The organism is Pantoea sp. S-LA4, assembly GCF_054482835.1.
The window spans coordinates 2739389-2764583 of the sequence record NZ_JBTLRC010000002.1 but is presented as its reverse complement, the minus strand read 5'-3'; the positions used below and the strand labels follow the sequence as shown (position 1 = coordinate 2764583).

At 57.2% G+C, this 25195-nt stretch carries 23 protein-coding genes; 19 read left to right on the top strand and 4 right to left on the bottom strand.

Features of this window, described 5'->3' with window-relative positions; translation table 11 throughout:
- Positions 1-200 precede the first annotated feature (200 nt).
- The 11 genes from rpoE (at position 201) to acpS (ending at position 9684) form a co-directional block, all read left to right on the top strand.
- Positions 201-779 carry an RNA polymerase sigma factor RpoE gene (gene rpoE, locus ACX3P5_RS13680; RefSeq protein WP_094119811.1) on the top strand — a complete coding sequence of 193 codons (579 nt, stop codon included), beginning with the start codon at positions 201-203 and terminating at the stop codon, positions 777-779.
- 27 nt (positions 780-806) lie between these two features.
- Positions 807-1460: an anti-sigma-E factor RseA gene (gene rseA, locus ACX3P5_RS13675; protein WP_233987355.1), complete on the top strand. Its 654-nt coding sequence runs from the start codon at positions 807-809 to the stop codon at positions 1458-1460.
- Positions 1460-2416: a sigma-E factor regulatory protein RseB gene (gene rseB, locus ACX3P5_RS13670; RefSeq protein WP_233987356.1), complete on the top strand. Its 957-nt coding sequence runs from the start codon at positions 1460-1462 to the stop codon at positions 2414-2416. The genes rseA and rseB overlap by 1 nt, the downstream gene beginning before the upstream one ends.
- A complete protein-coding gene (rseC, locus tag ACX3P5_RS13665; protein WP_233987357.1) occupies positions 2413-2877 on the top strand; it encodes a SoxR-reducing system protein RseC in 465 nt (154 codons plus the stop codon). Before rseB ends, rseC begins: the two co-directional genes overlap by 4 nt.
- A gap of 219 nt (positions 2878-3096) precedes the next feature.
- Positions 3097-4896, top strand: a complete 1800-nt coding sequence (gene lepA, locus ACX3P5_RS13660) for a translation elongation factor 4 (protein ID WP_094119770.1) — start codon at positions 3097-3099, stop codon at positions 4894-4896.
- Positions 4897-4905: 9 nt separating this feature from the next.
- Positions 4906-5880 (top strand): signal peptidase I, encoded by a 975-nt coding sequence (lepB, locus tag ACX3P5_RS13655; RefSeq protein WP_458968835.1) that lies wholly within the window; start codon positions 4906-4908, stop codon positions 5878-5880.
- A gap of 131 nt (positions 5881-6011) precedes the next feature.
- Positions 6012-6692, top strand: coding sequence for a ribonuclease III (rnc, locus tag ACX3P5_RS13650; protein WP_069728695.1), 681 nt, complete (start codon positions 6012-6014; stop codon positions 6690-6692).
- 148 nt (positions 6693-6840) lie between these two features.
- Entirely contained in the window at positions 6841-7746 is a 906-nt protein-coding gene (gene era, locus ACX3P5_RS13645) for a GTPase Era (protein ID WP_094119768.1), read from the top strand.
- A gap of 4 nt (positions 7747-7750) precedes the next feature.
- Positions 7751-8500 carry a DNA repair protein RecO gene (recO, locus tag ACX3P5_RS13640; protein ID WP_336755801.1) on the top strand — a complete coding sequence of 250 codons (750 nt, stop codon included), beginning with the start codon at positions 7751-7753 and terminating at the stop codon, positions 8498-8500.
- Positions 8501-8572: 72 nt separating this feature from the next.
- The gene (gene pdxJ / locus ACX3P5_RS13635; protein ID WP_233987360.1) at positions 8573-9304 is read left to right on the top strand and encodes a pyridoxine 5'-phosphate synthase; all 732 of its coding nucleotides are present in this window, start codon (positions 8573-8575) and stop codon (positions 9302-9304) included.
- Positions 9304-9684, top strand: coding sequence for a holo-ACP synthase (gene acpS, locus ACX3P5_RS13630; RefSeq protein WP_094119766.1), 381 nt, complete (start codon positions 9304-9306; stop codon positions 9682-9684). Before pdxJ ends, acpS begins: the two co-directional genes overlap by 1 nt.
- Here acpS and ACX3P5_RS13625 read toward each other — a convergent pair.
- Positions 9681-9929 carry a YfhL family 4Fe-4S dicluster ferredoxin gene (locus tag ACX3P5_RS13625; protein ID WP_094119765.1) on the bottom strand — a complete coding sequence of 83 codons (249 nt, stop codon included), beginning with the start codon at positions 9927-9929 and terminating at the stop codon, positions 9681-9683. The genes acpS and ACX3P5_RS13625 overlap by 4 nt on opposite strands.
- Before the next feature lie 55 nt (positions 9930-9984).
- Positions 9985-10824: a MurR/RpiR family transcriptional regulator gene (locus ACX3P5_RS13620; protein ID WP_233987361.1), complete on the bottom strand. Its 840-nt coding sequence runs from the start codon at positions 10822-10824 to the stop codon at positions 9985-9987.
- A gap of 154 nt (positions 10825-10978) precedes the next feature.
- Here ACX3P5_RS13620 and yfhb point away from each other — a divergent pair, with 154 nt between their 5' ends.
- Positions 10979-11617: a phosphatidylglycerophosphatase C gene (gene yfhb, locus ACX3P5_RS13615; protein WP_336755737.1), complete on the top strand. Its 639-nt coding sequence runs from the start codon at positions 10979-10981 to the stop codon at positions 11615-11617.
- Positions 11618-11680: 63 nt separating this feature from the next.
- Positions 11681-12175, top strand: a complete 495-nt coding sequence (gene tadA, locus ACX3P5_RS13610; RefSeq protein WP_458968834.1) for a tRNA adenosine(34) deaminase TadA — start codon at positions 11681-11683, stop codon at positions 12173-12175.
- Here the strand turns inward: tadA and mltF are convergent.
- A complete protein-coding gene (gene mltF / locus ACX3P5_RS13605; protein ID WP_233987364.1) occupies positions 12172-13629 on the bottom strand; it encodes a membrane-bound lytic murein transglycosylase MltF in 1458 nt (485 codons plus the stop codon). The two genes, tadA and mltF, sit on opposite strands and share 4 nt — an antisense overlap.
- A 268-nt stretch (positions 13630-13897) precedes the next feature.
- Here mltF and purL point away from each other — a divergent pair, with 268 nt between their 5' ends.
- From purL to glnB, 5 genes are all read left to right on the top strand, one after another.
- Positions 13898-17788, top strand: coding sequence for a phosphoribosylformylglycinamidine synthase (purL, locus tag ACX3P5_RS13600; protein ID WP_336755736.1), 3891 nt, complete (start codon positions 13898-13900; stop codon positions 17786-17788).
- Between the two features lie 582 nt (positions 17789-18370).
- The gene (locus tag ACX3P5_RS13595) at positions 18371-19798 is read left to right on the top strand and encodes a sensor histidine kinase (RefSeq protein ID WP_233987366.1); all 1428 of its coding nucleotides are present in this window, start codon (positions 18371-18373) and stop codon (positions 19796-19798) included.
- 3 nt (positions 19799-19801) lie between these two features.
- Positions 19802-20470: a two-component system QseEF-associated lipoprotein QseG gene (qseG, locus tag ACX3P5_RS13590; protein WP_458968833.1), complete on the top strand. Its 669-nt coding sequence runs from the start codon at positions 19802-19804 to the stop codon at positions 20468-20470.
- Entirely contained in the window at positions 20470-21804 is a 1335-nt protein-coding gene (gene glrR / locus ACX3P5_RS13585) for a two-component system response regulator GlrR (protein ID WP_409520427.1), read from the top strand. Before qseG ends, glrR begins: the two co-directional genes overlap by 1 nt.
- A gap of 136 nt (positions 21805-21940) precedes the next feature.
- A complete protein-coding gene (gene glnB, locus ACX3P5_RS13580; RefSeq protein ID WP_003848647.1) occupies positions 21941-22279 on the top strand; it encodes a nitrogen regulatory protein P-II in 339 nt (112 codons plus the stop codon).
- Positions 22280-22331: 52 nt separating this feature from the next.
- Here glnB and hmpA read toward each other — a convergent pair whose 3' ends face one another.
- Positions 22332-23516 carry an NO-inducible flavohemoprotein gene (gene hmpA / locus ACX3P5_RS13575; RefSeq protein ID WP_233987368.1) on the bottom strand — a complete coding sequence of 395 codons (1185 nt, stop codon included), beginning with the start codon at positions 23514-23516 and terminating at the stop codon, positions 22332-22334.
- Between the two features lie 329 nt (positions 23517-23845).
- On the opposite strand from hmpA, the gene glyA reads away from it, so the two are divergent.
- Positions 23846-25099, top strand: coding sequence for a serine hydroxymethyltransferase (gene glyA, locus ACX3P5_RS13570; RefSeq protein WP_233987369.1), 1254 nt, complete (start codon positions 23846-23848; stop codon positions 25097-25099).
- The last annotated feature ends 96 nt before the right edge of the window (positions 25100-25195 follow it).

The following is a 25195-nucleotide window of genomic DNA, read 5'->3' as shown; positions in this document are numbered from 1 at the left end:
GTTACTCTGCCTGCGATTTACGCTCCTTGCACTGAACGAAAATGAACAAGCCGGAGACTCTCCAGCGGAGCGGTAAATATTAGGGCGATAAGTGAACTTCGCACCACATCACAACTCTAAGCGCATGCTTGCTCAGAAACATTGAGATGTGCTGGCAGTTACTTTACGCGTAAGAAAAATTTGGGGAGACATTACCTCGGATGAGCGAGCAGTTAACGGATCAGATCCTCGTTGAACGGGTACAGAAGGGAGATCAAAAAGCTTTCAACTTACTGGTAATTCGTTACCAGCATAAAGTGGCGAGCCTGGTTTCACGCTATGTTCCGTCGGGCGATGTGCCTGATGTAGTACAGGAATCGTTTATTAAAGCGTATCGCGCACTGGACTCTTTCCGGGGCGATAGCGCGTTTTATACCTGGCTGTACCGCATCGCGGTCAATACAGCGAAAAATTACCTGGTTGCTCAGGGGCGTCGTCCGCCATCCAGCGATGTGGATGCGATTGACGCAGAAAATTTCGAAAGTGCGGGTGCATTAAAAGAAATTTCGAACCCTGAGAACTTAATGTTGTCAGAAGAACTGAAACAAATTGTCTTTCGTACCATCGAGGCGCTACCCGAGGATTTGCGTATGGCAATCACCCTCAGGGAACTGGACGGCCTGAGCTATGAAGAGATCGCCGTCATTATGGATTGCCCGGTAGGCACTGTTCGGTCACGTATCTTCCGTGCGCGAGAGGCCATTGATAATAAAGTTCAACCGCTTATCCAACGTCAGTGATAACGGCTACTGGAAGGGTACCTAGGCATGCAGAAAGAAAAACTTTCCGCTTTAATGGATGGTGAGACCTTAGATAACGAGCTGTTCTCCACGTTATCAAAGGATGCGGATTTACAGAAAAGCTGGGAAAGCTACCATCTCATTCGCGATACGATGCGCGGCGATGTTGGTGAGTTCCTGCATTTTGATATCTCTGCGCGCGTTGCCGCTGCCATCGAAAAAGAACCGCTGCGTACTGTTACACCGCTGATCCCTGAAGCGCAGCCAGAACCTTCCCGCTGGGAAAAAATGCCGTTCTGGCAAAAAGTGCGCCCGTGGGCTGCGCAACTGACTCAGGTCGGCGTGGCTGCCTGCGTTTCACTGGCCGTTATCGTTGGCGTACAGCACTATAACCAGCCTGCCGGCGGTGCGACTGAAGCGTCTGACTCGCCGGTGTTCAACACGCTGCCGATGATGGGCAAAGCCTCACCGGTCAGCCTGGGCGTACCATCAGATGCGTTTGATACCAATAGCGCTAATCAGCAGGTTCAGGATCAGCGTCGTCGCGTTAACGCGATGCTGCAGGATTATGAGCTGCAACGCCGCTTACATGCCGATCAGCTGCAGTTTGAAACTAACGCACCGAAACAGGCACAGGCTGATGTTCCCGGAAACCAATCGTTAGGACTCCAGCAGCAGTAATGAAGCCGCTTTGGTATGCTGTTAGCCTGCTGACAGGCAGCCTGTTGTGGTCATCTGCCGCCCCGGCGCAAACTTCTGCGTCCGGGGCGCTATTGCAGCAGATGGAGCAGGCCAGTCAGAACCTCAACTACGAATTTGCTTATATCAACGTCTCCCGCCTTGGCATTGAATCGCTGCGTTACCGTCATGCGGTGATCGATCAGCGCATTTTTGCTCAGCTGTTGCAGATGGACGGTCCGCGCCGTGAAGTGATCCAGCGCGACAACGATATCAGCTACTTCGAACCGGGCCTTGAACCGTTCTCGCTTCCTGGAAACCACATTATCGATGCGTTGCCATCGGTCATCTTTGCTGATTTCTCCAAACTGAGCAGTGCTTACGACTTTATTACCGTCGGACGCTCACGTATTGCCGATCAGATGTGTGACGTGTTGCGCATTGTGTCGCGCGACGGCACACGCTACAGCTATGTCGTCTGGCTCGACGTTGATACCAAACTGCCGCTGCGCATTGACCTGCTGGATCGGGATGGTGAAACGCTGGAGCAGTTCCGCGTCATCAGCTTTGCGGTGGACGAAGGAGTGCGTAATCTGATGCAGGGGCTGGAAAAGGCCAATCTGCCGCCATCGCTCTCTGTGCCGAAAGGGGATGCGGTGACGCTCAACTGGCAGCCAGGCTGGATTCCCGCTGGCATGACGCTGGTGTCGCAGAACCGTCGTACGCTGCCCGCGCTGAACAAAAATATGGAGTCGCGTCTCTACAGCGATGGCCTGTTCAGCTTCGCGATCAATATTACGCCGGCCGATAAAAGCAGCACCACCCAGACATTGCGCACTGGGCGTCGTACGGTCCAGACAGTTGTGCGCAATAATAACGAGATTGCAGTGGTCGGCGAATTACCGCCAGCGACAGCAAAACGCATTGCGGACAGCATCGACCTGGGGTCACAAAAATGATGAGAGAATGGGCCACCGTGGTGGCATGGCAGGATGGCATCGCCACTCTGCATACTGAAGCGAAAACCTCCTGCAACAGTTGCCAGGCGCGTAAAGGCTGCGGCAGCCACATGCTGAACAAACTCGGCCCGAAAAATGCCCATGTGATGCAGATTGCCAGCAGCAAACCGCTGCAGCCGGGACAGCGGATCGAGCTCGGTATCCGTGAGAGCAGCCTGCTGGGCTCGGCATTGCTGGTCTACATGACGCCGCTGTTGGGTCTCTTCCTGGTGGCAGGCCTGTTTCAGGCACTGTTCAGTAGCGATCTGGCCGCTGCCAGCGGCGCGCTGCTGGGCGGTATCGGCGGCTTTATTATCGCAAAAGGGGTCTCAATGAAGCTGGGGGATCGTGAAGCCTTTCAACCGGTGATCCTGAACATCGCCTTACCTCCTGACGCGCTGCGTGTTGAAAGCGAAGCGTAACCCACGCCCAGGCCGCGCACTCCGCGGCCTTTGTCCGTTCTTCCCGCTGCAAAACTCTGTTTCGCTTCCACAACGTTCCATTCTTTTATGCGCGGCGTTAACAGTGTAATATGCGTCGTCATTAATGAGGCTGACAGGATTGTGGGTAAAGAGCGATCTTCCTGAATGTGTCTGTGCTCAGGTTTTCAACTGATTCTCTATGCGAAGATATTCATATAAATGAAGCACATAAGAAATTTCTCCATCATCGCCCACATCGACCATGGTAAATCTACGCTCTCTGACCGCCTGATTCAGATTTGCGGTGGCCTCACCGCCCGTGAGATGGCTGCCCAGGTTCTTGACTCGATGGATCTGGAGCGTGAACGCGGCATCACCATCAAAGCACAGAGCGTAACGCTCGATTACCACGCGAAAGACGGCGAAACTTACCAGCTCAATTTCATCGATACGCCGGGTCACGTTGACTTCTCCTATGAAGTTTCCCGCTCACTGGCGGCCTGCGAAGGCGCACTGCTGGTGGTGGATGCCGGGCAGGGCGTAGAAGCGCAGACCCTGGCGAACTGCTACACCGCGATTGAGATGGATCTGGAAGTAGTGCCGGTTCTGAACAAAATTGACCTGCCAGCGGCCGATCCCGATCGTGCGGCGCAGGAAATTGAAGATATCGTCGGCATTGATGCTACCGACGCGGTGCGCTGCTCAGCCAAGACCGGCGTGGGCGTACCGGAAGTGCTGGAGCGTTTAGTACGCGATATCCCGCCGCCACAAGGCGATCCGGAGGCTCCGCTGCAGGCGCTGATTATCGACTCCTGGTTTGATAACTACCTCGGTGTGGTTTCGCTGGTGCGCGTCAAAAACGGCACCATGCGCAAGGGCGATAAAATTAAAGTGCTGAGCACCGGCCAGGTCTATAACGCTGACCGTCTCGGCATCTTCACCCCGAAGCGGGTCGATCGTAACGAACTTAACTGCGGTGAAGTCGGCTGGCTGGTCTGCGCGATTAAAGACATTCTCGGCGCGCCGGTCGGGGATACCCTGACCACCGCACGCAACCCGGCAGACAAAGCGCTGCCAGGCTTCAAAAAAGTGAAGCCGCAGGTCTATGCCGGTCTGTTCCCAATCAGCTCTGACGACTATGAAGCGTTCCGTGATGCGCTCGGCAAACTGAGCCTGAACGATGCTTCGCTGTTCTACGAGCCAGAGAGCTCGACGGCGCTGGGCTTTGGTTTCCGTTGTGGCTTCCTGGGTCTGCTGCACATGGAGATCATCCAGGAACGTCTGGAGCGCGAATACGATCTCGATCTGATCACCACTGCGCCAACCGTAGTGTATGAAGTGGTCACCACCAGCGGCGATGTGGTCTATGTCGATAGCCCGTCTAAGCTGCCGGCGCTGAATAACATCGAAGAGCTGCGCGAGCCAATCGCTGAGTGTCACATGCTGTTGCCGCAGGAGTATCTCGGCAACGTGATTACGCTGTGCATCGAGAAACGTGGCGTTCAGACCAACATGGTTTACCACGGCAATCAGGTCGCGCTGACCTATGAGATTCCGATGGCGGAAGTGGTACTCGACTTCTTTGACCGTCTGAAATCGACGTCACGCGGTTATGCTTCGCTGGATTATAACTTTAAACGTTTCCAGACCTCTGACATGGTGCGCGTCGATGTTCTGATCAACTCAGAACGTGTCGATGCGCTGGCGCTGATTACCCACCGTGAAAACGCACCGTATCGGGGACGCGATCTGGTTGAGAAGATGAAAGAGCTCATTCCGCGTCAGCAGTTTGATATTGCGATTCAGGCGGCAATCGGCAATCACATTATCGCGCGTTCAACGGTTAAACAGCTGCGTAAAAACGTGCTCGCCAAGTGTTATGGCGGTGACGTCAGTCGTAAGAAGAAACTGTTGCAGAAGCAGAAAGACGGTAAGAAGCGAATGAAGCAGGTCGGTAACGTTGAGCTGCCGCAGGAAGCCTTCCTCGCGATTCTGCATGTCGGTAAGGACAGCAAATAAGGATTTCCAATGGCTAATATGTTCGCCCTGATACTGGCGATAGCGACGCTGATTACTGGCATCGTCTGGGTTATTGATCGTTTTAAATGGGCACCGCAACGTCGGGCGAAACAGGCAGCGGCTCAGGCGCAAACCGGCAATACGCTCGACAGCAAAACGCTGGCGAAAGTGTCGTCGCAGCCAGGCTGGGTGGAAACCACGGCGTCGGTGTTCCCGGTGCTGGCGGTGGTGTTTATCGTGCGGTCGTTTATTTACGAACCGTTCCAGATCCCCTCAGGATCGATGATGCCGACGCTGCTGATTGGCGATTTTATTCTGGTAGAGAAGTTCGCCTACGGAATTAAAGATCCGATCACCCAGACCACGCTGATCCCAACCGGTCAGCCGAAGCGCGGTGATATCGCGGTGTTTAAATACCCGAAAGATCCGAGCCTCGACTACATTAAACGCGTTATCGGTTTACCTGGCGATAAAGTGATCTATGATCCTTACAGCAAAACCCTGACGGTGAAGCCAGCCTGTACCGACGATAAAGCCTGTGATACCGCGTTAGCGGTAACCTACACCGACGTTCAGCCGAGCAATTTTATCCAGACCTTCAGCGGCTTCGATGGCAATGAAACCGGCAATGGATTCTACCAGGTTCCGCAGGGCGATACGATGCGTGGCGGCTTACGCCTCGGCACCCGTAAAGAGACGATTGGCAACGTGACCCACGATATTCTGCTGGTAAACGAAGCGCAGAGTCAGGCGGGCATGTATTATCAGCAGCCGGGTCAGCCACAGGCGAGCTGGGTGGTGCCGAAAGGGCAATATTTCATGATGGGCGATAACCGTGACAACAGCGCCGACAGCCGCTACTGGGGCTTTGTCCCGGAGCGCAACCTGGTCGGTAAAGCGGTCGCTATCTGGATGAGCTTTGAGAAACAAGAAGGGCAGTGGCCTACCGGCGTACGATTCAGTCGTATCGGCGGCATCCACTAAAAGTATTGTCTGACTAACAGGCAAATCGGGTGGCCTCCTGCGGGAGGCCACTGCACACCAAACGGAAAGTGTTGGAACCTCAGCCCTGTTTGGTATGCAGAGTCACAGACGCAACAAAGAACTGGAATCGCATGAACCCCATCCTGATTAACAAGCTTCAGCGCAAACTGGGCTACACTTTTACTCATTCGGAACTGTTACAGCAGGCCCTGACTCACCGCAGCGCCAGCAGTAAGCACAACGAGCGTCTTGAATTTCTCGGCGATTCTATTCTCAGCTATGTGATTGCGAATGCGCTTTATCACCGCTTCCCGCGGGTCGATGAAGGTGACATGAGCCGCATGCGCGCCACGCTGGTGCGGGGTAATACGCTGGCTGAGATGGCCCGCGAATTTGACCTCGGCGAGTGCCTGCGTTTAGGCCCCGGTGAGCTGAAAAGCGGCGGATTCCGTCGCGAATCGATCCTGGCGGATACGGTGGAAGCGCTGATTGGCGGTATCTTCCTCGATAGCAGTATCCAGACGGTAGAAAAACTGATCCTCGACTGGTATCAGAGCCGCCTCGACGAAATCAGTCCTGGCGACAAGCAAAAAGATCCGAAAACGCGTCTGCAGGAGTATCTGCAGGGACGTCATCTGCCGCTGCCGAGCTATCTGGTGGTGCAGGTGCGTGGCGAAGCCCACGATCAGGAATTTACCATTCACTGTCAGGTGAGTGGCATGGCCGAGCCGGTGGTGGGCGTAGGTTCCAGCCGCCGTAAAGCAGAGCAGGCAGCCGCGGAACAGGCGCTGATTAAACTGGGTCTTGAATAATCCCTGACCCCGGCACCGGCAGCGGTGCCTGATGAATCATGACCTGACTGCCTTCCGGCCCTGGCGTCTGACACGGCGCTGAATCAATCATGACCCGAATATGCACTATCCCGGCGCCTGAACAGGCGCTGAATAACTCAGGACTCGAATGAGCGAAAACGTAACTTATTGCGGCTTTGTCGCGATTGTCGGCCGACCTAACGTCGGCAAATCCACCTTACTGAACCAGTTGCTGGGGCAGAAGGTGTCGATCACCTCGCGTAAGCCGCAAACCACGCGCCACCGCATCATGGGCATCCATACCGAAGGCCAGTATCAGGCGATCTACGTCGATACGCCCGGTCTGCACATGGAAGAGAAGCGTGCGATTAACCGTCTGATGAACCGTGCCGCCAGCAGCTCGATTGGCGACGTGGAACTGGTGATCTTCGTGGTAGAAGGCACCCGCTGGACGCCAGATGATGAGATGGTATTAGGCAAACTGCGCGACGGCAAAGTGCCGGTGGTGCTGGCGATCAACAAAGTCGACAACATCCAGGACAAGAGTATTCTGCTGCCGCACCTGCAGTTCCTGAGCCAGCAGATGAACTTCCTCGATATCGTGCCGATCTCGGCGGAAAGCGGGAAAAACGTCGATACTATCGCGGCGATCACCCGTAAACATCTGCGTCAGGCCGATCACCATTTCCCGGAAGATTACATCACTGACCGTTCACAGCGCTTTATGGCGTCAGAGATCATCCGTGAGAAGCTGATGCGTTTCCTCGGCGCTGAGCTGCCTTACTCGGTCACGGTAGAAATTGAGCGCTTCGTCACCAACGAACGTGGCGGCTACGATATCAATGGCCTGATCCTGGTGGAGCGCGAAGGCCAGAAGAAGATGGTGATTGGCAACAAAGGCGCCAAAATCAAAGTCATCGGAACAGAAGCGCGCAGGGACATGGAAGAGATGTTCGAAGCGAAAGTGCATCTCGAACTCTGGGTTAAGGTGAAATCGGGCTGGGCGGACGACGAACGTGCGCTGCGTAGCCTGGGTTACACAGACGATCTCTGATTCGATGGAAGGCTGGCAACGCGCCTTTGTGCTGCATAGTCGTCCCTTCAGTGAGACCAGCCTGCTGCTCGACCTGTTCAGCGAAAGCGAAGGGCGGGTACGGGTGCTGGCAAAAGGGGCGCGTTCACGGCGCTCTCAGCTGAAAGGGGCACTTCAGCCTTTCACGCCGCTGCTGGTGCGCTGGAGCGGGCGCGGCGAGGTCAAAACCCTGCGCAATGCCGAAGCGGTGTCGCTGGCGTTACCGCTCAGCGGCATCACGCTTTACTGCGGCCTCTACGTCAACGAACTGTTGTCCCGTGTACTGCAGCAGGAATTTCCCTTCTCCGATCTGTTCTTCGACTATCTCAACTGCTTACAGAGCTTAGCCTCATCTCACGGCACGCCGGAACCGGCACTGCGCCGCTTTGAGCTGGCGCTGCTCGGCCATCTTGGCTACGGCGTCGATTTTCTGCACTGCGCCGGCAGCGGCGAGCCGGTCAGCGATGACATGACTTACAGTTACCGTGAAGAGCGCGGCTTTATTGCCAGCCTGGTGCTGAATCAGCGCAGTTTTACCGGCCGTCAGCTACGGGCGCTGTGTGAGCGCGAGTTTCCCGATGCGGAGAGCCTGCGCGCCGCGAAGCGGTTTACCCGCATGGCCCTGAAACCCTACCTCGGTGGAAAGCCGCTCAAGAGCCAGGAGCTGTTTCGCCAGTTTACCCCGATGAAAAAGCCGGATGTCGCGGGTGAAGTCCCTGATGACGCGGCGGAATAGTGCAGGTGGTACCGCTTGCCAGGCGCAACGCGGTACACTCAACATTACGATGAACAAGAAGTGAGGATGGTCATGGCTGAGTTGCTGTTAGGCGTCAATATCGATCACATTGCCACGGTACGTAACGCGCGTGGTACTAACTATCCCGACCCGGTGCAGGCGGCGTTTATCGCTGAGCAGGCGGGGGCTGATGGCATTACCGTGCATCTGCGCGAGGATCGCCGTCATATCACCGATCGCGACGTGCGTATCCTGCGCGATACCATCCAGACGCGAATGAATCTGGAGATGGCGGTGACCGATGAGATGATTGGCATCGCCTGTGATATCAAGCCGCACTTCTGCTGTCTGGTACCGGAAAAGCGACAGGAAGTGACCACAGAGGGCGGGCTGGATGTGGCCGGGCAGCAGGACAAGCTGAATGCAGCGGTTAAGCTGCTGAGCGAAGCCGGTATCCTGGTGTCGCTGTTCATTGATGCCGATCACCGCCAGATCGAGGCGGCAGTGGCCAGCGGTGCGCCCTATATCGAAATTCATACCGGTGCTTATGCCGAGGCAGCGGAAGGTCTGGCGCGCGACGCAGAACTGGCGCGCATCCGTCAGGCAGCCACCTTCGCGGCCAGCCTGGGCCTGAAGGTCAACGCCGGTCACGGTCTGACCTATCACAACGTGCTGCCGATTGCGGCACTGCCGGAAATGCATGAGCTGAACATCGGTCATGCGATCATTGGCCGTGCGGTGATGAGCGGATTGCCAGATGCAGTCCGGGAGATGAAGCAGCTGCTGCGTGAAGCGCGTCGCTGATGGCCATTCTCGGACTGGGTACCGACATCGTTGAGATCGAGCGTATCGCCGGGGTGATTGAGCGATCCGGCGATCGGCTGGCGCGTCGGGTACTGAGCGAAGCGGAGTGGCAGCAATATCAGGCGCACCAGCAGCCGGTGCGCTTTCTTGCCAAGCGTTTTGCGGTCAAAGAGGCGGCAGCCAAGGCGTTTGGCACCGGCATTCGCGGCGGTCTGGCGTTCAATCAGTTTGAGGTCTACAACGATGCGCTGGGGAAACCGGGATTACGTTTTTTCCAGCACGCCGCAGAAGTAGCACAGCGGCTGGGCGTGGCAAATGTTCACGTCACGCTGGCTGACGAACGTCATTACGCCTGCGCCACGGTGATCATCGAAAGCTAGCCGTGCAGCAGCACAAACTTATCCCACAGCGCATCGCGTGATTCGGTGTGCTGTGGGTCAACGATGATCGTGTTATCGATAGGACAGACCCGCTGGCAGGTTGGCTCATCATAATGACCGATGCACTCGGTGCAGCGGCTGACATCAATTTCATAAATCGCATCGCCCAGCGAAATGGCCTGGTTTGGGCATTCCGGTTCGCACATATCGCAGTTAATGCATTTGGCCGTAATCAACAGCGCCATCTTCCCCACCTGATACCAACAGAAAAAGCGCGGCTATTATACGCCCTGACGCTGATCAGACCAGCTTTTTCACCAGCGCTTCGCTGTGCCGGATATGACTGGAGGCGCGTTCCGGATCGTTCTGCACCAGCGCCATAAACAGCAGATCGGTCAGCGCCAGCTGCGCGGTGGTCGAGGAGATCGCCGCGCTGCGGGTACTTTGCTCTTCCGCCACGGTATAGAGGCAGTGACTGGCGCTCTGTTGCAGAGTATTCGGCGTAAAGCCGGTAAAGGCCAGCACGTCTGCGCCGACCTGGGCCGCTTCCTGCGCCGCCAGATTGATCTCGCGTCGCTCACCGGTATAAGAGATAGCCAGCAGCACATCGCCGGGTCCCATCGCCTGTACGCTGGCCAGCAGGGCATGCATATCCTGCTCGGCCACCGCGTTAATACCGATTTTCATCAGCTTCCACGAAAAATCTTTCGCCACCAGTCCGGAGGCGCCAATTCCCACCAGCAAAATTCGCCGGGCATTTTTCAGCAACTGCAATACGTCGTTGAGCTTCTCTTCGCTGTTGATATCCAGCGTGGCGCGTATGGCTGACAGCTTTTCGGTCAGCAATTTTTCTCCCACCATTTTGAGCGGGTCATCGCTGAGAATATGGTTGTGCACGGTAATCGCATCCTTGTCGGCCAATGACTCGCTCAGGGCCAGTTTTAGCGCCGGAAAACCTTTGTAGCCCAGCTTCTGGGCGAATTTCACCACGCTTGACTGACTGACGCCTGACTCTTCCGCCAGTTTTTGCGAACTCAGATGGCGCGCCCGATCGGGTTGTGACAGCAAAAAATCAGCCAGCCGGCGTTCGTTCAACGCCAGACGGGGATAAAGCTGGCGAATGCGCAGCAATGAACTCATGCCCAATCCTCATGATTCAGGAGTAATTTGCGAAGAATAAACTATTCATCTGGCATTGTAGTCATCGGAATTAAAAATGACAGCCATCGCCGTGCCGCCTGATGATGGCTACAATAGTCTCTATTAACGCAAAATCAGCGAAAAGGAGTGTTGTTTGACCAAGGGTACACAACGTCGCATCGTATTTTTTGACCTGGACGGCACGCTGCACCAGCAGGATATGTTTGGCACTTTCATGCGTTATCTGCTGCGACGCCGGCCGCTGAATCTGCTGCTGGTGGGGCCGCTGCTGCCCGTCGTCGGCATAGGATTGCTGTTCAAAGGCCGGGCGGCGCGCTGGCCGATGAGCCTGCTGCTCTGGTCAATCACTTTTGGTCATTCAGAGCGCACCCTGCTGCGTCTTGAAGCGGAGTTTGCCCAATGGTTTCGTCTGCGGGTCAGGGCTTTCCCGGTGGTGCAACAGCGTCTGACCGACTATCTCGGCAGCGATGATGCCGATGTCTGGCTGATTACCGGTTCGCCGCAGTCACTGGTGGAGCAGGTCTATTACGACTCTGCGTTTCTGCCTCGGGTAAAACTGATCGCCAGCCAGATGCAGCGCGGCTGGGGTGGACGGGTGCTGGCGATGCGCTGCCTCGGTCATGAGAAAGTGGCGCAGCTGGAGGAGCAAATCGGCACGCCGCTGCAGCTCTACAGTGGCTACAGCGACAGCAAGCAGGACAACCCGCTGCTGTTTTTCTGCCAGCATCGCTGGCGGGTGACGCCGGCCGGCGAGCTGCAACAGCTGGAATAAGTTTCAACACAGCGCGGGAGACCGCTATAATGCGCCGCTTTTCTGTCGCCGGGAGTGGCCTGCATGAATCAACAACACGATGAATACTGGATGCGCCACGCGCTTGGTCTGGCACGCCTGGCCTGGGAGCAGGGCGAGGTGCCGGTCGGGGCGGTGCTGGTACAGGAGGATCGGGTGATTGGCGAAGGCTGGAATCGCCCGATTGGTCAGCACGATCCCACCGCCCATGCGGAGATGATGGCGCTGCGTCAGGGCGGCAAGGTGCTGGAAAATTATCGTCTGCTGAATACCACGCTCTACGTGACGCTGGAGCCGTGCGTGATGTGTGCCGGTGCGATGGTTCACAGCCGGATTACCCGGCTGGTGTATGGCGCGCATGATGTCAAAACCGGGGCGGCAGGATCGCTGCTCGATGTGCTGGGTCATCCCGGCATGAATCATCAGGTTGAATTGCACAGCGGCGTATTAGCAGACGAGTGTGCCGCGATGCTGAGTGATTTCTTCCGGATGCGGCGCGAGCAGAACAAAGCGCTGCGTCAGGCGCAGCGCCAGGGTTAGTTCATGGCGATGTTTGGTTCGACGGCCGGATAGCCTTTTGCCAGTTCCGCTTGTGCCGCCATCTGCTGCGCCAGGCGTTTCTCCTGCTCCTGCAGATACCCCACCAGACTGATCTGATACTTACGGATGTTCTCCACGTAGTTATACGCTTCGTGCCCGCGCGCGTAGCCGTAGGTGGTCTGCGTGTAGTAACGCTTCTGGCTCAGCATCGGCAGCCGCAGCTTAACGTCAGCCCAACTATCCGGATTGCCGCCCTGGCGGGCCGTCAGTTTCCGTACGTCCAGCATGTGGGCATAGCCCATGTTATAGGCGGCCAGCGCAAACCAGATACGCTCATCTTCCGGGATGGTTTGCGGCACTTTCTCCATCATGTTTTGCAGATACTGGCTGCCGCCGCGAATGCTCTGTTCCGGATCGGTGCGGTCACCCACGTCCAGGCTTTCAGCAGTATTACGGGTCAGCATCATCATGCCGCGCACGCCGGTCGGCGAGGTGGCCTGCGGATTCCAGTGCGACTCCTGGTAAGAGATAGCGGCCAGCAGACGCCAGTCGATGCTGGTGGCGTACTTCTCGAACAGCGGTTTGATGTCGGGCAGGGTGTTGTCGATGGCGCGCAGGAAGGTGCGGGTATCCACATAATCAAAGGTGCCGACGTGGCCGAGATACTTCTCCTCCAGCCGCGCCATCGCGCCTTCTTCGCCCATGCCGTTAAAGAAGTCGAGCATCGCCGCGTTGAGGCTGTCATCGTCACTGTGCTTAACGTACCAGGTGACCGGCTCCTCATCGGTGACGTCAAACGCCACCGCCAATTGAGGATAGATACGCTGCAGCAGCGCAATGGTCACCGAGTCGCCAATGGTGTAATCGATTTTGCCATCCGCCACCGCTTCCAGCAGCGCTTTCGGACTCTGGTCAGTGGCGATCGCCCAGTCCAGATCGGGGAACTGATTAGAGCGAGCGCTTTTCAGGGTCGAGAGATAGGCCGATCCCGAGGCGACCGTCAGCCGCCCCTTGAGATCGCCGAGGTTTTTCGGGCGTGGCTTATCCACGCGATACACCAGCTGTTGCGAAACGTTGTAGTAGCCGGGCCCGGTGCGATACCGTGCCAGACGTTCGCTGTTGTAATTCAGGCCAGCCGCCAGCACATCCGCTTTCCCCTCATCCAGGTCGTCAAACAGGTCACTCAGGTTCGGGCGAACCGTAACCTTGAGTTTCACGCCCAGATAATCGGCAAAGCGTTTTGCCAGCTCGTAGTCCATACCGGCCGGAGATTGATTTACGGTGTAGTAAGTCAGCGGGGAATTGATGGTGCTGACACGCAACACTCCCCGTGATTTAATCTGTGAAATCGTATCCTGCCCACCGCCATACCACGGGATGGATGGCCACAATGCCATTGCTAACAGCACGGCGACCAGACCGATAAACAGATAATTAAATTTTAGGCGTTTCAAATAGTTATCTCTCGCTGGCTCTAAGGCCTCTGTCTTTTAAAGGCAGTATTTGTCTTCTTTGAACTCCCAGAGCGAGGGGCATTTTGCGCAACAAAGCGCAGCTGAGCAACTCATATAGCAGGTTTTGCGCAAATTTCAGGCAAATCCGGGTTGCCAAAAATTGTGCGCAAACGGTTTCGTCGCGAGGTCGCTTTCTCTATAATACGCCCCGTTTTCCCCTGTTGCGCCCAATGAAGCGTCGCCCGGCGTTTCGAAGACGAGAGATCTTATGATGGAAATTCTGCGTGGTTCGCCCGCTCTGTCGGCATTTCGTGTAAACAAACTGCTGACCCGCTTTCAGGACGCTCACCTGCCGGTGAGTGATATTTACGCTGAGTACGTCCATTTTGCCGATGTCAGCGCGCCACTGAGCGCTGACCAACAGACCCGTTTACAGCGTCTGCTGAAATATGGTCCTTCTCTCGCTGAACATGCGCCACAAGGGCGTCTGCTGCTGGTGACACCGCGTCCCGGCACTATTTCACCCTGGTCATCGAAGGCTACCGACATTGCCCACAACTGCGATCTTCCGCAGGTGCGTCGCCTGGAGCGCGGTCTGGCGTTTTATGTGCAGGCACCACAGTTAACAGAAGCGCAGTGGCAGTCGCTTGGTGCACTGCTGCATGACCGCATGATGGAGACGGTCTACAGCGACTTGGCGCAGGCTGAGCAGCTGTTTGCTCATCATTCCCCGCAGCCGGTGAAAAGTGTCGATGTGCTGGGCGAGGGTCGTCAGGCGCTGGTTCAGGCCAATCTCACGCTGGGTCTGGCGCTGGCCGACGATGAAATTGACTATCTGCTGGCGGCGTTCACCCGCCTGGGCCGCAATCCCAACGACATTGAACTCTATATGTTCGCGCAGGCCAACTCCGAGCACTGCCGTCATAAAATCTTCAACGCCGACTGGGTCATTGATGGCGAGAAACAGCCGAAGTCGCTGTTTAAGATGATCAAAAACACCATGGAGCAGACGCCCGATTACGTGCTGTCTGCTTACAAAGATAACGCCGCGGTGATGGAAGGGTCCGACGTCGGCCGGTTCTTCGCCGACGCCGCAGAAAGTGAATACCGCTGGCATCAGGAAGCGGCGCATATCCTGATGAAAGTTGAGACGCACAACCACCCGACGGCGATCTCGCCGTGGCCAGGCGCCGCTACCGGCTCCGGCGGCGAAATCCGTGATGAAGGTGCAACCGGTCGCGGTGCCAAGCCAAAAGCGGGCCTGGTTGGCTTCTCGGTATCGAACCTGCGTATTCCTGGCTTTGAACAGCCGTGGGAAGAGGATTTCGGCAAGCCGGACCGCATCGTCAGCGCGCTGGAAATCATGACCGACGGCCCACTGGGTGGCGCAGCGTTTAACAACGAATTTGGACGTCCGGCGCTGAACGGCTACTTCCGTACCTACGAAGAGCAGGTCACCAGCCACAATGGCACCGAGCTGCGTGGCTACCACAAGCCGATCATGCTGGCGGGTGGCATTGGTAATATTCGTGCTGACCACGTGCAGAAAGGTGAAATCACCGTAGGCGCGAAGCTGGTGGTGCTGGGCGGTCCGGCCATGAATATCGGCCTCGGCGGCGGTGCGGCATCCTCAATGGCTTCCGGCCAGTCAGACGCCGATCTCGACTTCGCGTCGGTTCAGCGTGACAACCCGGAGATGGAGCGTCGCTGTCAGGAAGTGATCGATCGCTGCTGGCAGCTGGGCGATGACAACCCGATTCTGTTTATCCATGACGTGGGCGCCGGCGGTCTGTCGAATGCGATGCCTGAGCTGGTCAGCGATGGCGGCCGTGGCGGTCAGTTTAACCTGCGCGATATCCTGAACGATGAGCCAGGCATGAGTCCGCTGGAAGTGTGGTGCAACGAATCACAGGAACGTTATGTGATGGCGGTAGCACCGGAGAAGCTGGCGGAGTTCGAAGCGATTTGCCAGCGTGAACGCGCGCCGTTTGCGGTGATCGGTGAAGCCACCGAAGAGCTGCATCTGAGCCTGAGCGACAGCCATTTCGACAATAAACCGATCGACATGCCGCTCGACGTGCTGCTGGGCAAAACGCCGAAGATGACGCGTGACGTGGTGACGCAGCAGGCGCAGGGCAGTGAACTGCAGCGTGATGGCATTACCCTGGTGGATGCGGTGAATCGCGTGCTGCATCTGCCCGCCGTGGCGGAGAAAACCTTCCTGATCACTATCGGTGACCGCAGCGTGACCGGCATGGTCGCGCGCGACCAGATGGTCGGTCCGTGGCAGATCCCGGTAGCTAACTGCGCCGTGACCACCGCCAGCCTCGACAGCTATCACGGTGAAGCCTTTGCCCTGGGCGAGCGCGCACCGGTTGCGCTGCTCGATTTCGCTGCCTCCGGCCGTCTGGCGGTGGGTGAAGCGCTGACCAACCTGGCGGCGACCGCGATCGGCTCGCTGAAACGCGTCAAGCTGTCAGCTAACTGGATGTCGGCTGCCGGTCATCCGGGTGAAGATGCCGGTCTCTACGCGGCGGTCAAAGCCGTTGGCGAAGAGCTTTGTCCGGCGCTGGGCATCACCATTCCGGTCGGTAAAGATTCGATGTCGATGAAGACCCGCTGGCAGGAAGGTAATGAACAGCGTGAAATGACTTCGCCGCTGTCGCTGGTGATCACCGCGTTTGCGCGGGTTGAAGATGTGCGCCGTACCGTTACGCCACAGCTGCAGCCCGATCGGGAAAACCTGCTGCTGCTGATCGACCTCGGCAACGGGGCCAATACCCTGGGCGCCACGGCGCTGTCGCAGGTTTATCGTCAGCTGGGCGACAAGCCTGCCGATGTACGTGATGCGACTCAGCTGGCGGGCTTCTTCAACGCCATGCAGGCGCTGGTGGCGCAGCAGAAGCTGCTGGCCTATCACGACCGTTCTGATGGTGGCCTGTTAGTGACGCTGGCAGAGATGGCTTTTGCCGGACACTGTGGCGTTGAGGTGGATATCGCGGCGCTGGGCAACGACCCGCTGGCCGCCCTGTTTACCGAAGAGCTGGGTGCGGTGATTCAGATCAACGCCGCCGATCGCGCGGTGGTTGAGCAGGTGCTGGCCAATCACGGTCTGGCTGAATGCAGTCATCTGCTGGGCCACGCGCAGCCGGGCGACCGTTTTGTGATTCGTTCGGGTGATAGCGCGGTCTACAGCGAAAGCCGGAGCACGCTGCGCACCTGGTGGGCGGAAACCACCTGGCAGATGCAGCGCCTGCGTGACAACCCGGCCTGTGCCGATCAGGAACACGAAGCGAAGAAGAACGACAACGATCCGGGTCTGAACGTCACGCTGACCTTCAACCCGCAGGAGGATGTGGCGGCGCCAATGATCGCCACCGGCGCGCGTCCGCGGGTCGCGGTGCTGCGCGAGCAGGGCGTCAACTCCCATGTTGAAATGGCGGCGGCCTTTGATCGTGCCGGTTTTACCGCGGTTGATGTGCATATGAGCGACCTGCTGGCGGGCCGTCGCGGTCTGGAAGAGTTTCAGGCGCTGGTCGCCTGTGGCGGCTTCTCGTACGGCGATGTGCTGGGTGCCGGTGAGGGCTGGGCGAAATCGATTCTGTTCAACCCGCGCGTTCGTGATGAGTTTGAGACCTTCTTCCACCGTCCGCAGACTCTGGCGCTGGGCGTCTGCAACGGTTGTCAGATGATGTCCAATCTGCGTGAACTGATCCCTGGCAGTGACCTGTGGCCACGCTTTGTGCGTAACCAGTCGGAGCGGTTTGAAGCCCGTTTCAGCCTGGTCGAAGTGGCCGCCAGCCCGTCGCTGTTGCTCGACGGCATGGCGGGATCGCATATGCCAATCGCCGTTTCCCACGGTGAAGGCTTCGTTGAAGTCCGCGACCAGGCACATCTGGCTGCACTGGAGTCGAAAGGCCTGGTGGCGCTGCGCTTTATCGATAACTTCGGCAAAGTGACAGAAACCTATCCGGCTAACCCGAATGGTTCTCCTAACGGCATTACCGCCGTGACCAATGAAAGCGGTCGCGTCACCATTATGATGCCGCATCCGGAGCGGGTGTTCCGCACCGTCAGCAACTCCTGGCATCCGGCAGAGTGGGGCGAAGACAGCCCGTGGATGCGTATCTTCCGCAACGCGCGTAAACAGCTGGGTTAAAATATGCGCTGATAACTTTATTGATAACAACAGGAGGCCACCGTGCCTCCTGTTTTCTTTTCAGGCGGTTGTTGGCAAATGACGACAGAAGTCGCTTTCGGGTGTCGCTATCAGGCGACATTTATCCTGCTGATTTTTATCAACTAATTATTCGCAGTGCCTGGCTGTTGCTGTCAGGCGACAGTTTTGCCTGTTGCAGCGGCTAATAAACGCTGCAACAGGCGCAGGGTTCTGGCAATCTTCTGAAAAATATCACTATTTATTAACTGGCATGAAAATTGCTATACTCTGTCAGCTGCTCATTCACCTGTTTATGATTGCCCCGCCTGGCGGAAAAGAGCTCATAAAAACCGAATGACGCACCAAACGGAGCCTGCCGTCCACCTCATCGATAATCGTTTGCTTTGCAACGTTATCAAACGCCGGACGTCACGTTGAGTAAGGCTCCACCCATTCCTGTGCGATGCCGCTGGCGTCGCCTCTACGGCAGGCCAGTGCGCCTGCCGTTTTCTTGTCTGCCTCTTTCTTCCTGCATCAGAGTCCGCTAGCATCCAGTCAGCAATTTTCTAAGGAAGCGGCCGCGTGAAAAGATGGCGTTTATTTCCCCGTTCTCTGCGCCAGCTGGTGCTGATGGCCTTTGTGCTGGTGCTGCTACCGCTGCTGGTGCTGGCCTGGCAGGCGTGGGAGAGCCTCTCCGCCCTGAGCGAGCAGGCGGCCGATACCAACCGCAATACCTTTACCGACGTGCGTCGCAGCGAGGCGATGGCTCGCACCGCGGTTGAGCTGGAGCGCAGCTATCGCCAGTATTGCGTGCTGGATGACGCCTCACTGGCGCGGCTCTATCAGACGCAACGTACCCGCTACAGTCAGATGCTGAGCGCCCACAGCGACAGCCTGCCGGAACTGCCCGCTTTCCAGACATTACAGGCCACGCTGCCGCTGCTGACGCAACTGCAATGTGATAATGGCAATCCGGTACCGCGTGCCGCCGAAGCGCTGGATCGCTTTTCCGCCACCAATGCCCGGATGGTGCAGGATACGCGTGAAGTGGTGTTTTCCCGCGGTCTACAGCTCCAGCGAGAGATTGCCGATCGCGGCCAGTTTTTTGGCTGGCAGGCGCTGATTCTGTTTATCATCAGCCTGGCGTTAATGCTGCTGTTTACCGGCATGATCATCGGACCGGTTAAGCGGATTGAGCGGATGATCAACCGGCTGGGGGAAGGGCGGGAACTGGGCAGTAGCGTGGTGCTTCGCGGTCCGCGTGAGCTGCGTTCGCTTGGTCAGCGTATCTTATGGCTAAGCGAGCGGCTGGCCTGGCTGGAAACCCAGCGGCATGAGTTTCTGCGCCATCTCTCTCATGAACTGAAAACGCCGTTAGCCAGCCTGCGCGAAGGCACTGAGCTGCTGGCGGATGAAGTGGCGGGATCGCTCAACAGCGAACAGAAAGAGGTAGTATCGATTCTCGACAGTAGCAGCCGCCATCTGCAGCGATTGATTGAGCAGCTGCTGGATTACAACCGCAAACTGGCCGATGGCCCGACCCGGCTGGAAACGGTCAGACTGGATGAGATTGTCGAGCGGGTAGTCAGCGCTCATGCGCTATCGGCCCGAACCAAACTGATGCAGACGGTGCTGGATCTCAGGGCGACGCACTGTCTGGCCGAGCCAACGTTGCTGATGCGGGTGATCGACAACCTCTATTCGAACGCCGTGAACTACGGCAGCGAATCCGGTACCATCTGGCTGCGCAGTCAGCAACAGGGCGATCGCATCTGGATTGAGGTTGCCAATAGCGGCACGCCGATTCCGCCGGACGAGCAGAAGATGATTTTCGAGCCGTTCTTCCAGGGCAGCCAGCAGCGTAAAGGTCCCGTCAAGGGCAGCGGGCTGGGACTGAGTATTGCCAAAGATTGTCTGCGCCGGATGCAGGGTGACCTGTCGCTGGTCACCAGCGATCGCACCGGCGTCTGTTTTCGCATTGAACTGAACACCACAGCCGGGAATGTCTGACCGATGAAATATTTACCCGCTTTGCTGCTGAGCACGCTGACGACCGTGCTGCTCAGCGGCTGTACCGCTTCTCCGGCCACTTCATCGCTGCCATCCGGTCATCCGGTGGCGGAACCGGAGGTCAAAATAGCCGATTATCTGGCGACCCGTTGCAGTGACGTATGGCAGATTGAGAATCCGGCGGCGCTTGGTAATCCGCTCTACTGGATGCGCGCCATCGACTGTGCGGAACGCCTGTCGCCGGCCGAAGCCCGGGCGGAAGCGCATCGCTGGCCGGCGGAGAGCTGGTCACGCGCCTTTAAGCAGGGCGTGTTAATGGCTAACGGCAACGTAACGCCAATGGAGCGACGCAAGTATGTCACCACGCTTGACAGCTACAGCAGTGACTTTCCTGCTCCGGTGCGTCCGCTTATTCAGCTGTGGCGCAGCAACCAGGCCGCGCAGCTGGACCTCAGCGAAGCGCGCAGCCGTTACGCGCATCTGCAACAAAGCAGTGATGCCCAGCTGGAGGCCATCCGGCAGCAGATGGTCAGGCAGCAACAGCAGCTGAGTGATACGCAGCGTAAGCTGGAGCGCCTGACCGACATTGAGCGCCAGCTATCATCCCGCAAAGCGCCGGATGTCTCTGACAGCAGTCACGGCACCGCACTGCCGCAGGAAGAGGAGCAATAATGGTTAAACAAGCCGCCCGGCTGCTGCTGGTCGATGACGATCCCAGCCTGCTGAAGCTGCTGGGCATGCGTCTCAGCAGCGAAGGTTACCAGGTCACCACCGCCGCCAGCGGTCCGGAAGCGCTGCGCCTGTTGCAGAAAGAAAAAATTGATCTGGTGATCAGCGATCTGCGGATGGATGAAATGGATGGGCTGGCGCTGTTTGGCGAGATTCAGAAACGCCATATGGGGCTGCCGGTGATTATTCTGACCGCACACGGCTCGATTCCGGATGCGGTCTCCGCCACCCAGCAGGGCGTCTTCAGCTTTCTGACCAAGCCGGTGGATCGTGATGCGCTCTACAAAGCGATTGATGAAGCGCTGGCGCAGCAGGCACCCATCAGCGATGACCGCTGGCGCGAAGCGATTGTCACCCGCAGCCCGCTGATGCTGCGGCTGCTGGAGCAGGCGCATATGGTGGCGCAGTCGGATGTCAGCGTGCTGATTAACGGGCAGAGCGGCACCGGCAAAGAGATGCTGGCGCAGGCGATCCATGCCGCCAGTCCCCGTAACGGCAAGCCGTTCATCGCCATCAACTGCGGTGCGCTGCCCGAGCAGCTGCTGGAGTCTGAACTGTTTGGTCACGCCAAAGGGGCGTTTACCGGCGCAGTCAGCGCCCGCGATGGGCTGTTCAAAGCGGCTGGCGGCGGCACGCTGTTTCTCGATGAGATCGGCGATATGCCGCAGGCGCTGCAGGTCAAGCTGCTGCGGGTGCTGCAGGAGCGTAAAATCCGGCCGGTCGGCAGCGATCATGACATCGATATCGACGTGCGCATCATTTCCGCCACCCATCGCGATCTGCCCAAGGCGATGGAGAAAAAAGAGTTCCGTGAAGACCTGTTCTATCGCCTCAATGTGGTGAATCTGAAAATTCCGGCGCTGCATCAGCGAACGGAAGATATCCCGCTGCTGGCGAATCATCTGCTGCGTCAGGCAGCGGAACGGCATAAACCGCAGATCCGCAGTTTCTCGGTTGATGCGATGAAACGGCTGATGGCGGCCAGCTGGCCGGGTAACGTGCGCCAGCTGGTCAATGTGGTTGAGCAGTGTGTGGCGCTCAGCGCCTCGCCAGTGATCAGTGATGCGCTGGTGGCGCAGGCGCTGAGCGGTGAAAACAGCGCGCTGCCGACGTTTGCCGAGGCGCGCAACCAGTTTGAGCTGAACTATCTGCGCAAGCTGCTGCAGATGACCAAAGGCAATGTTACTCATGCTGCGCGTCTGGCTGGACGCAACCGTACTGAGTTCTATAAGCTGCTGTCTCGTCACGAACTGGACGCCAGCGATTTTAAAGAGTAGCGTGCGCCGCACGACTGAGGCGGCTGCAGATCGCAAACAGTGATGTGGATTGCGGATATTCGCGCCCGGCAGCGCCAGCAACATTTATACTTGATAAACCCTTCCGACCACGGAGGGAGTGAGAAAAGGGTCAGACATGAAAAAGATTGATGCGATTATCAAACCATTCAAACTCGATGATGTACGTGAAGCCCTGGCTGAAGTCGGCATCACCGGCATGACCGTGAGTGAAGTGAAAGGGTTTGGCCGTCAGAAAGGCCACACCGAGCTCTATCGTGGCGCGGAGTATATGGTCGACTTTTTGCCGAAAGTAAAAATTGAAATGGTGGTCGGCGATGACATCGTCGATACCTGTGTGGAAACCATCATGCGCACCGCGCAGACCGGCAAAATCGGTGACGGTAAAATCTTTGTCTTTGACGTGGCGCGCGTGGTGCGCATCCGTACCGGCGAAGAGGATGAAGAGGCGATCTGAGTTCGCCGGATTAAAAAAGCCCGCTGCGATGCGGGCTTTTTTTATGGCGGAATCACATGCCTTTATGCGGACCGAACAGTTCATAGTGGATGCGTGTATCCTCTACGCCGGCATCACGTAGCTGCGCGATCACATGCTGCATAAAGCCCAGCGGTCCGCACAGGTAGAACTGCGTCTGCGGCGACTGCAGGCGTGCCGCCATAGCCGTGACGTCCATCAGACCCTGCGCATCATACGCACCGGCATCCTGCGGGGCGGGCTGACGATACCAGACCTGCGAAACGAAATCGCTGAGCTGTGCGCCGGTCGCTTTCACTTCGTCAGCAAAGGCGTGCTGCTCGCCATTTTCCGCTGCGTGCAGCCAGCTTACCGGGGCGCGCGAATGGCGGGCCGCCAGCGCATGCAGCATCGCCAGCATCGGCGTCTGTCCGACACCGGCTGAGATCAGCGCCACCGGCGTCTCAGCGTCAGTCTGCAGGAAGAAATCACCGTGCGGTGCCGCCAGCTGCAACTCATCGCCCACTTTACCCGACTGATGAAGCCAGCCGGACACCGTGCCCTGTGCCTCACGCTTCACCGCAATACGGTAATCTTTGCCATTACTCAGGTGGGTCAGGGAGTATTGACGAATCTGATGATGTTCAAAGCTGGCTGGCTGCAGGTGAACCGTCAGGTACTGACCGGGTTCAAACGCCGCTACCGGGCCGCCATCAACCGGAGTAAAGGTGAAACTTTTGATCACCGCGCTCTGTTGTTCAATCGCGCTGATGCGGAAGGTCCGGGTACCGCGCCAGCCGCCCGGCTGCTGCTCTGATGCCTGATAAATTTGTTCTTCACGCTGGATAAACACCTCTGCCAGAACACCGTAAGCGCGTCCCCATGCAGCCAGCACCTCTTCGCCGGGATCGAGCAGCTCTTTGATGGTTGCCAGTAAATTTTCGCCGACGATGGCGTACTGATCAGGCTGAATATTCAGGCTGGTATGCTTCTGCGCAATCTTTTCCACCGCCGGCAGCAGCACCGCCAGATTTTCCAGGTTAGCCCCGTAAGCGCAGATCGCATTAAACAGCGCTTCCCGCTGAGCGCCGTTGCGCTGGTTGTTCATGTTGAAGACGTTTTTCAGTTCGGGATGGTGCGACAACATGCGGTCATAAAAGTGGGCGGTAAGTTTTGGGCCGCAGGCCGCAATCGCAGGCAGCGTCGATTTAACGGTGGCGATGGTTTGTGCATCAAGCATAGGAAGAACCTCACAGGTAAAGTTGCATTTTAAATGCATCTTATAGCCCGATACGCTGCGCTGTAAATAACCAGACCCCATTTACGGTGATTCCGCTGGCAACTTTTCAGTGCAGGATGAGGAAATCTCCATCACATCCTGAAGAAATTTCCGGCTGCGGTTTCGTCGGAAAAAAGCGTAAAAATCCCGTGCCGCTGCCCAGCCAATCGTTTGAGTAAAAAGAGGGGATTCACCCTACCTTCACCCGATAAAACGGTTTACACTGTGGGCCTTCGCCCCGGTGGGGCTTAAACTGCCGTTAAAAAAGTTAGCTGAGTCAGGAGATGCGGATGTTAAAGCGTGATATGAACATTGCCGATTATGATGCCGAGTTGTGGCAGGCGATGGAGCAAGAGAAAGTGCGTCAGGAAGAGCACATCGAACTGATTGCTTCTGAAAACTACACCAGCCCGCGCGTTATGCAGGCGCAAGGTTCGCAGCTCACCAACAAATACGCCGAAGGCTATCCGGGCAAACGCTACTACGGCGGTTGTGAATATGTTGATATCGTTGAGCAGTTAGCGATTGACCGCGCCAAAGAACTGTTTGGTGCCGATTACGCTAACGTGCAGCCGCACTCCGGTTCGCAGGCAAATTTCGCGGTCTATACCGCGCTGCTGCAGCCTGGCGACACCATCCTCGGCATGAACCTGGCTCACGGCGGACACCTGACGCACGGCTCACCGGTTAACCTCTCTGGCAAACTCTACAACGTGGTCGCTTACGGTATCGATGAAACCGGTAAGATTGACTACGACGAGCTGGCTGAACTGGCAAAAACCCATAAGCCGAAAATGATTGTAGGCGGCTTCTCTGCCTATTCCGGCGTCTGTGACTGGGCAAAAATGCGTGAAATCGCCGATAGCGTCGGTGCCTGGCTGTTCGTTGACATGGCGCACGTCGCCGGTCTGATCGCCGCTGACGTCTACCCAAGCCCGGTGCCACATGCGCACGTCGTCACCTCGACCACCCACAAAACCCTGGCGGGTCCGCGTGGCGGCATCATCCTGGCGAAAAACGGTGACGAAGATTTCTATAAGAAACTGAACTCTGCGGTCTTCCCTGGCGGCCAGGGCGGTCCTCTGATGCACGTCATTGCCGGTAAAGCGGTCGCCTTCAAAGAGGCGATGGAGCCGGAATTTAAAACCTACCAGCAGCAGGTAGCGAAAAATGCCAAAGCGATGGTCGAGGTGCTGATCGCGCGCGGCTACAACATCGTTTCTGGCGGTACCCATAACCATCTGTTCCTGATCGATCTGGTGAGCAAAAACCTGACCGGTAAAGAAGCGGATGCTGCGCTGGGCCGTGCCAATATCACGGTAAACAAAAACAGCGTACCTAACGATCCGAAGAGCCCGTTTGTTACCTCAGGTATTCGTATCGGTACCCCAGCCGTGACGCGCCGTGGCTTCAACGAAGCAGACGTACGTGAACTGGCAGGCTGGATTGCTGACGTGCTGGATAACATCAACGACGAAGCGACCATTGAGCGCACCAAACAGAAAGTGCTGGAAATCTGCAGCCGTCTGCCGGTCTATGCTTAACCGCTAACCCGTTGTGAACGCGCATAAAAAGGATGGCTGATGCCATCCTTTTTTATTGCCTGAAACAGGGCGCTCTGCCAGAGTAGCGTCCACTCT

Coding starts and splice junctions, on each gene's coding strand:
- rpoE (WP_094119811.1), top strand. CDS start 201: ATGAGCGAGCAGTTAACGGATCAGATCCTCGTTGAACGGGTACAGAAG.
- rseA (WP_233987355.1), top strand. CDS start 807: ATGCAGAAAGAAAAACTTTCCGCTTTAATGGATGGTGAGACCTTAGAT.
- rseB (WP_233987356.1), top strand. CDS start 1,460: ATGAAGCCGCTTTGGTATGCTGTTAGCCTGCTGACAGGCAGCCTGTTG.
- rseC (WP_233987357.1), top strand. CDS start 2,413: ATGATGAGAGAATGGGCCACCGTGGTGGCATGGCAGGATGGCATCGCC.
- lepA (WP_094119770.1), top strand. CDS start 3,097: ATGAAGCACATAAGAAATTTCTCCATCATCGCCCACATCGACCATGGT.
- lepB (WP_458968835.1), top strand. CDS start 4,906: ATGGCTAATATGTTCGCCCTGATACTGGCGATAGCGACGCTGATTACT.
- rnc (WP_069728695.1), top strand. CDS start 6,012: ATGAACCCCATCCTGATTAACAAGCTTCAGCGCAAACTGGGCTACACT.
- era (WP_094119768.1), top strand. CDS start 6,841: ATGAGCGAAAACGTAACTTATTGCGGCTTTGTCGCGATTGTCGGCCGA.
- recO (WP_336755801.1), top strand. CDS start 7,751: ATGGAAGGCTGGCAACGCGCCTTTGTGCTGCATAGTCGTCCCTTCAGT.
- pdxJ (WP_233987360.1), top strand. CDS start 8,573: ATGGCTGAGTTGCTGTTAGGCGTCAATATCGATCACATTGCCACGGTA.
- acpS (WP_094119766.1), top strand. CDS start 9,304: ATGGCCATTCTCGGACTGGGTACCGACATCGTTGAGATCGAGCGTATC.
- ACX3P5_RS13625 (WP_094119765.1), bottom strand. CDS start 9,929: ATGGCGCTGTTGATTACGGCCAAATGCATTAACTGCGATATGTGCGAA.
- ACX3P5_RS13620 (WP_233987361.1), bottom strand. CDS start 10,824: ATGAGTTCATTGCTGCGCATTCGCCAGCTTTATCCCCGTCTGGCGTTG.
- tadA (WP_458968834.1), top strand. CDS start 11,681: ATGAATCAACAACACGATGAATACTGGATGCGCCACGCGCTTGGTCTG.
- purL (WP_336755736.1), top strand. CDS start 13,898: ATGATGGAAATTCTGCGTGGTTCGCCCGCTCTGTCGGCATTTCGTGTA.
- qseG (WP_458968833.1), top strand. CDS start 19,802: ATGAAATATTTACCCGCTTTGCTGCTGAGCACGCTGACGACCGTGCTG.
- glrR (WP_409520427.1), top strand. CDS start 20,470: ATGGTTAAACAAGCCGCCCGGCTGCTGCTGGTCGATGACGATCCCAGC.
- glnB (WP_003848647.1), top strand. CDS start 21,941: ATGAAAAAGATTGATGCGATTATCAAACCATTCAAACTCGATGATGTA.
- hmpA (WP_233987368.1), bottom strand. CDS start 23,516: ATGCTTGATGCACAAACCATCGCCACCGTTAAATCGACGCTGCCTGCG.
- glyA (WP_233987369.1), top strand. CDS start 23,846: ATGTTAAAGCGTGATATGAACATTGCCGATTATGATGCCGAGTTGTGG.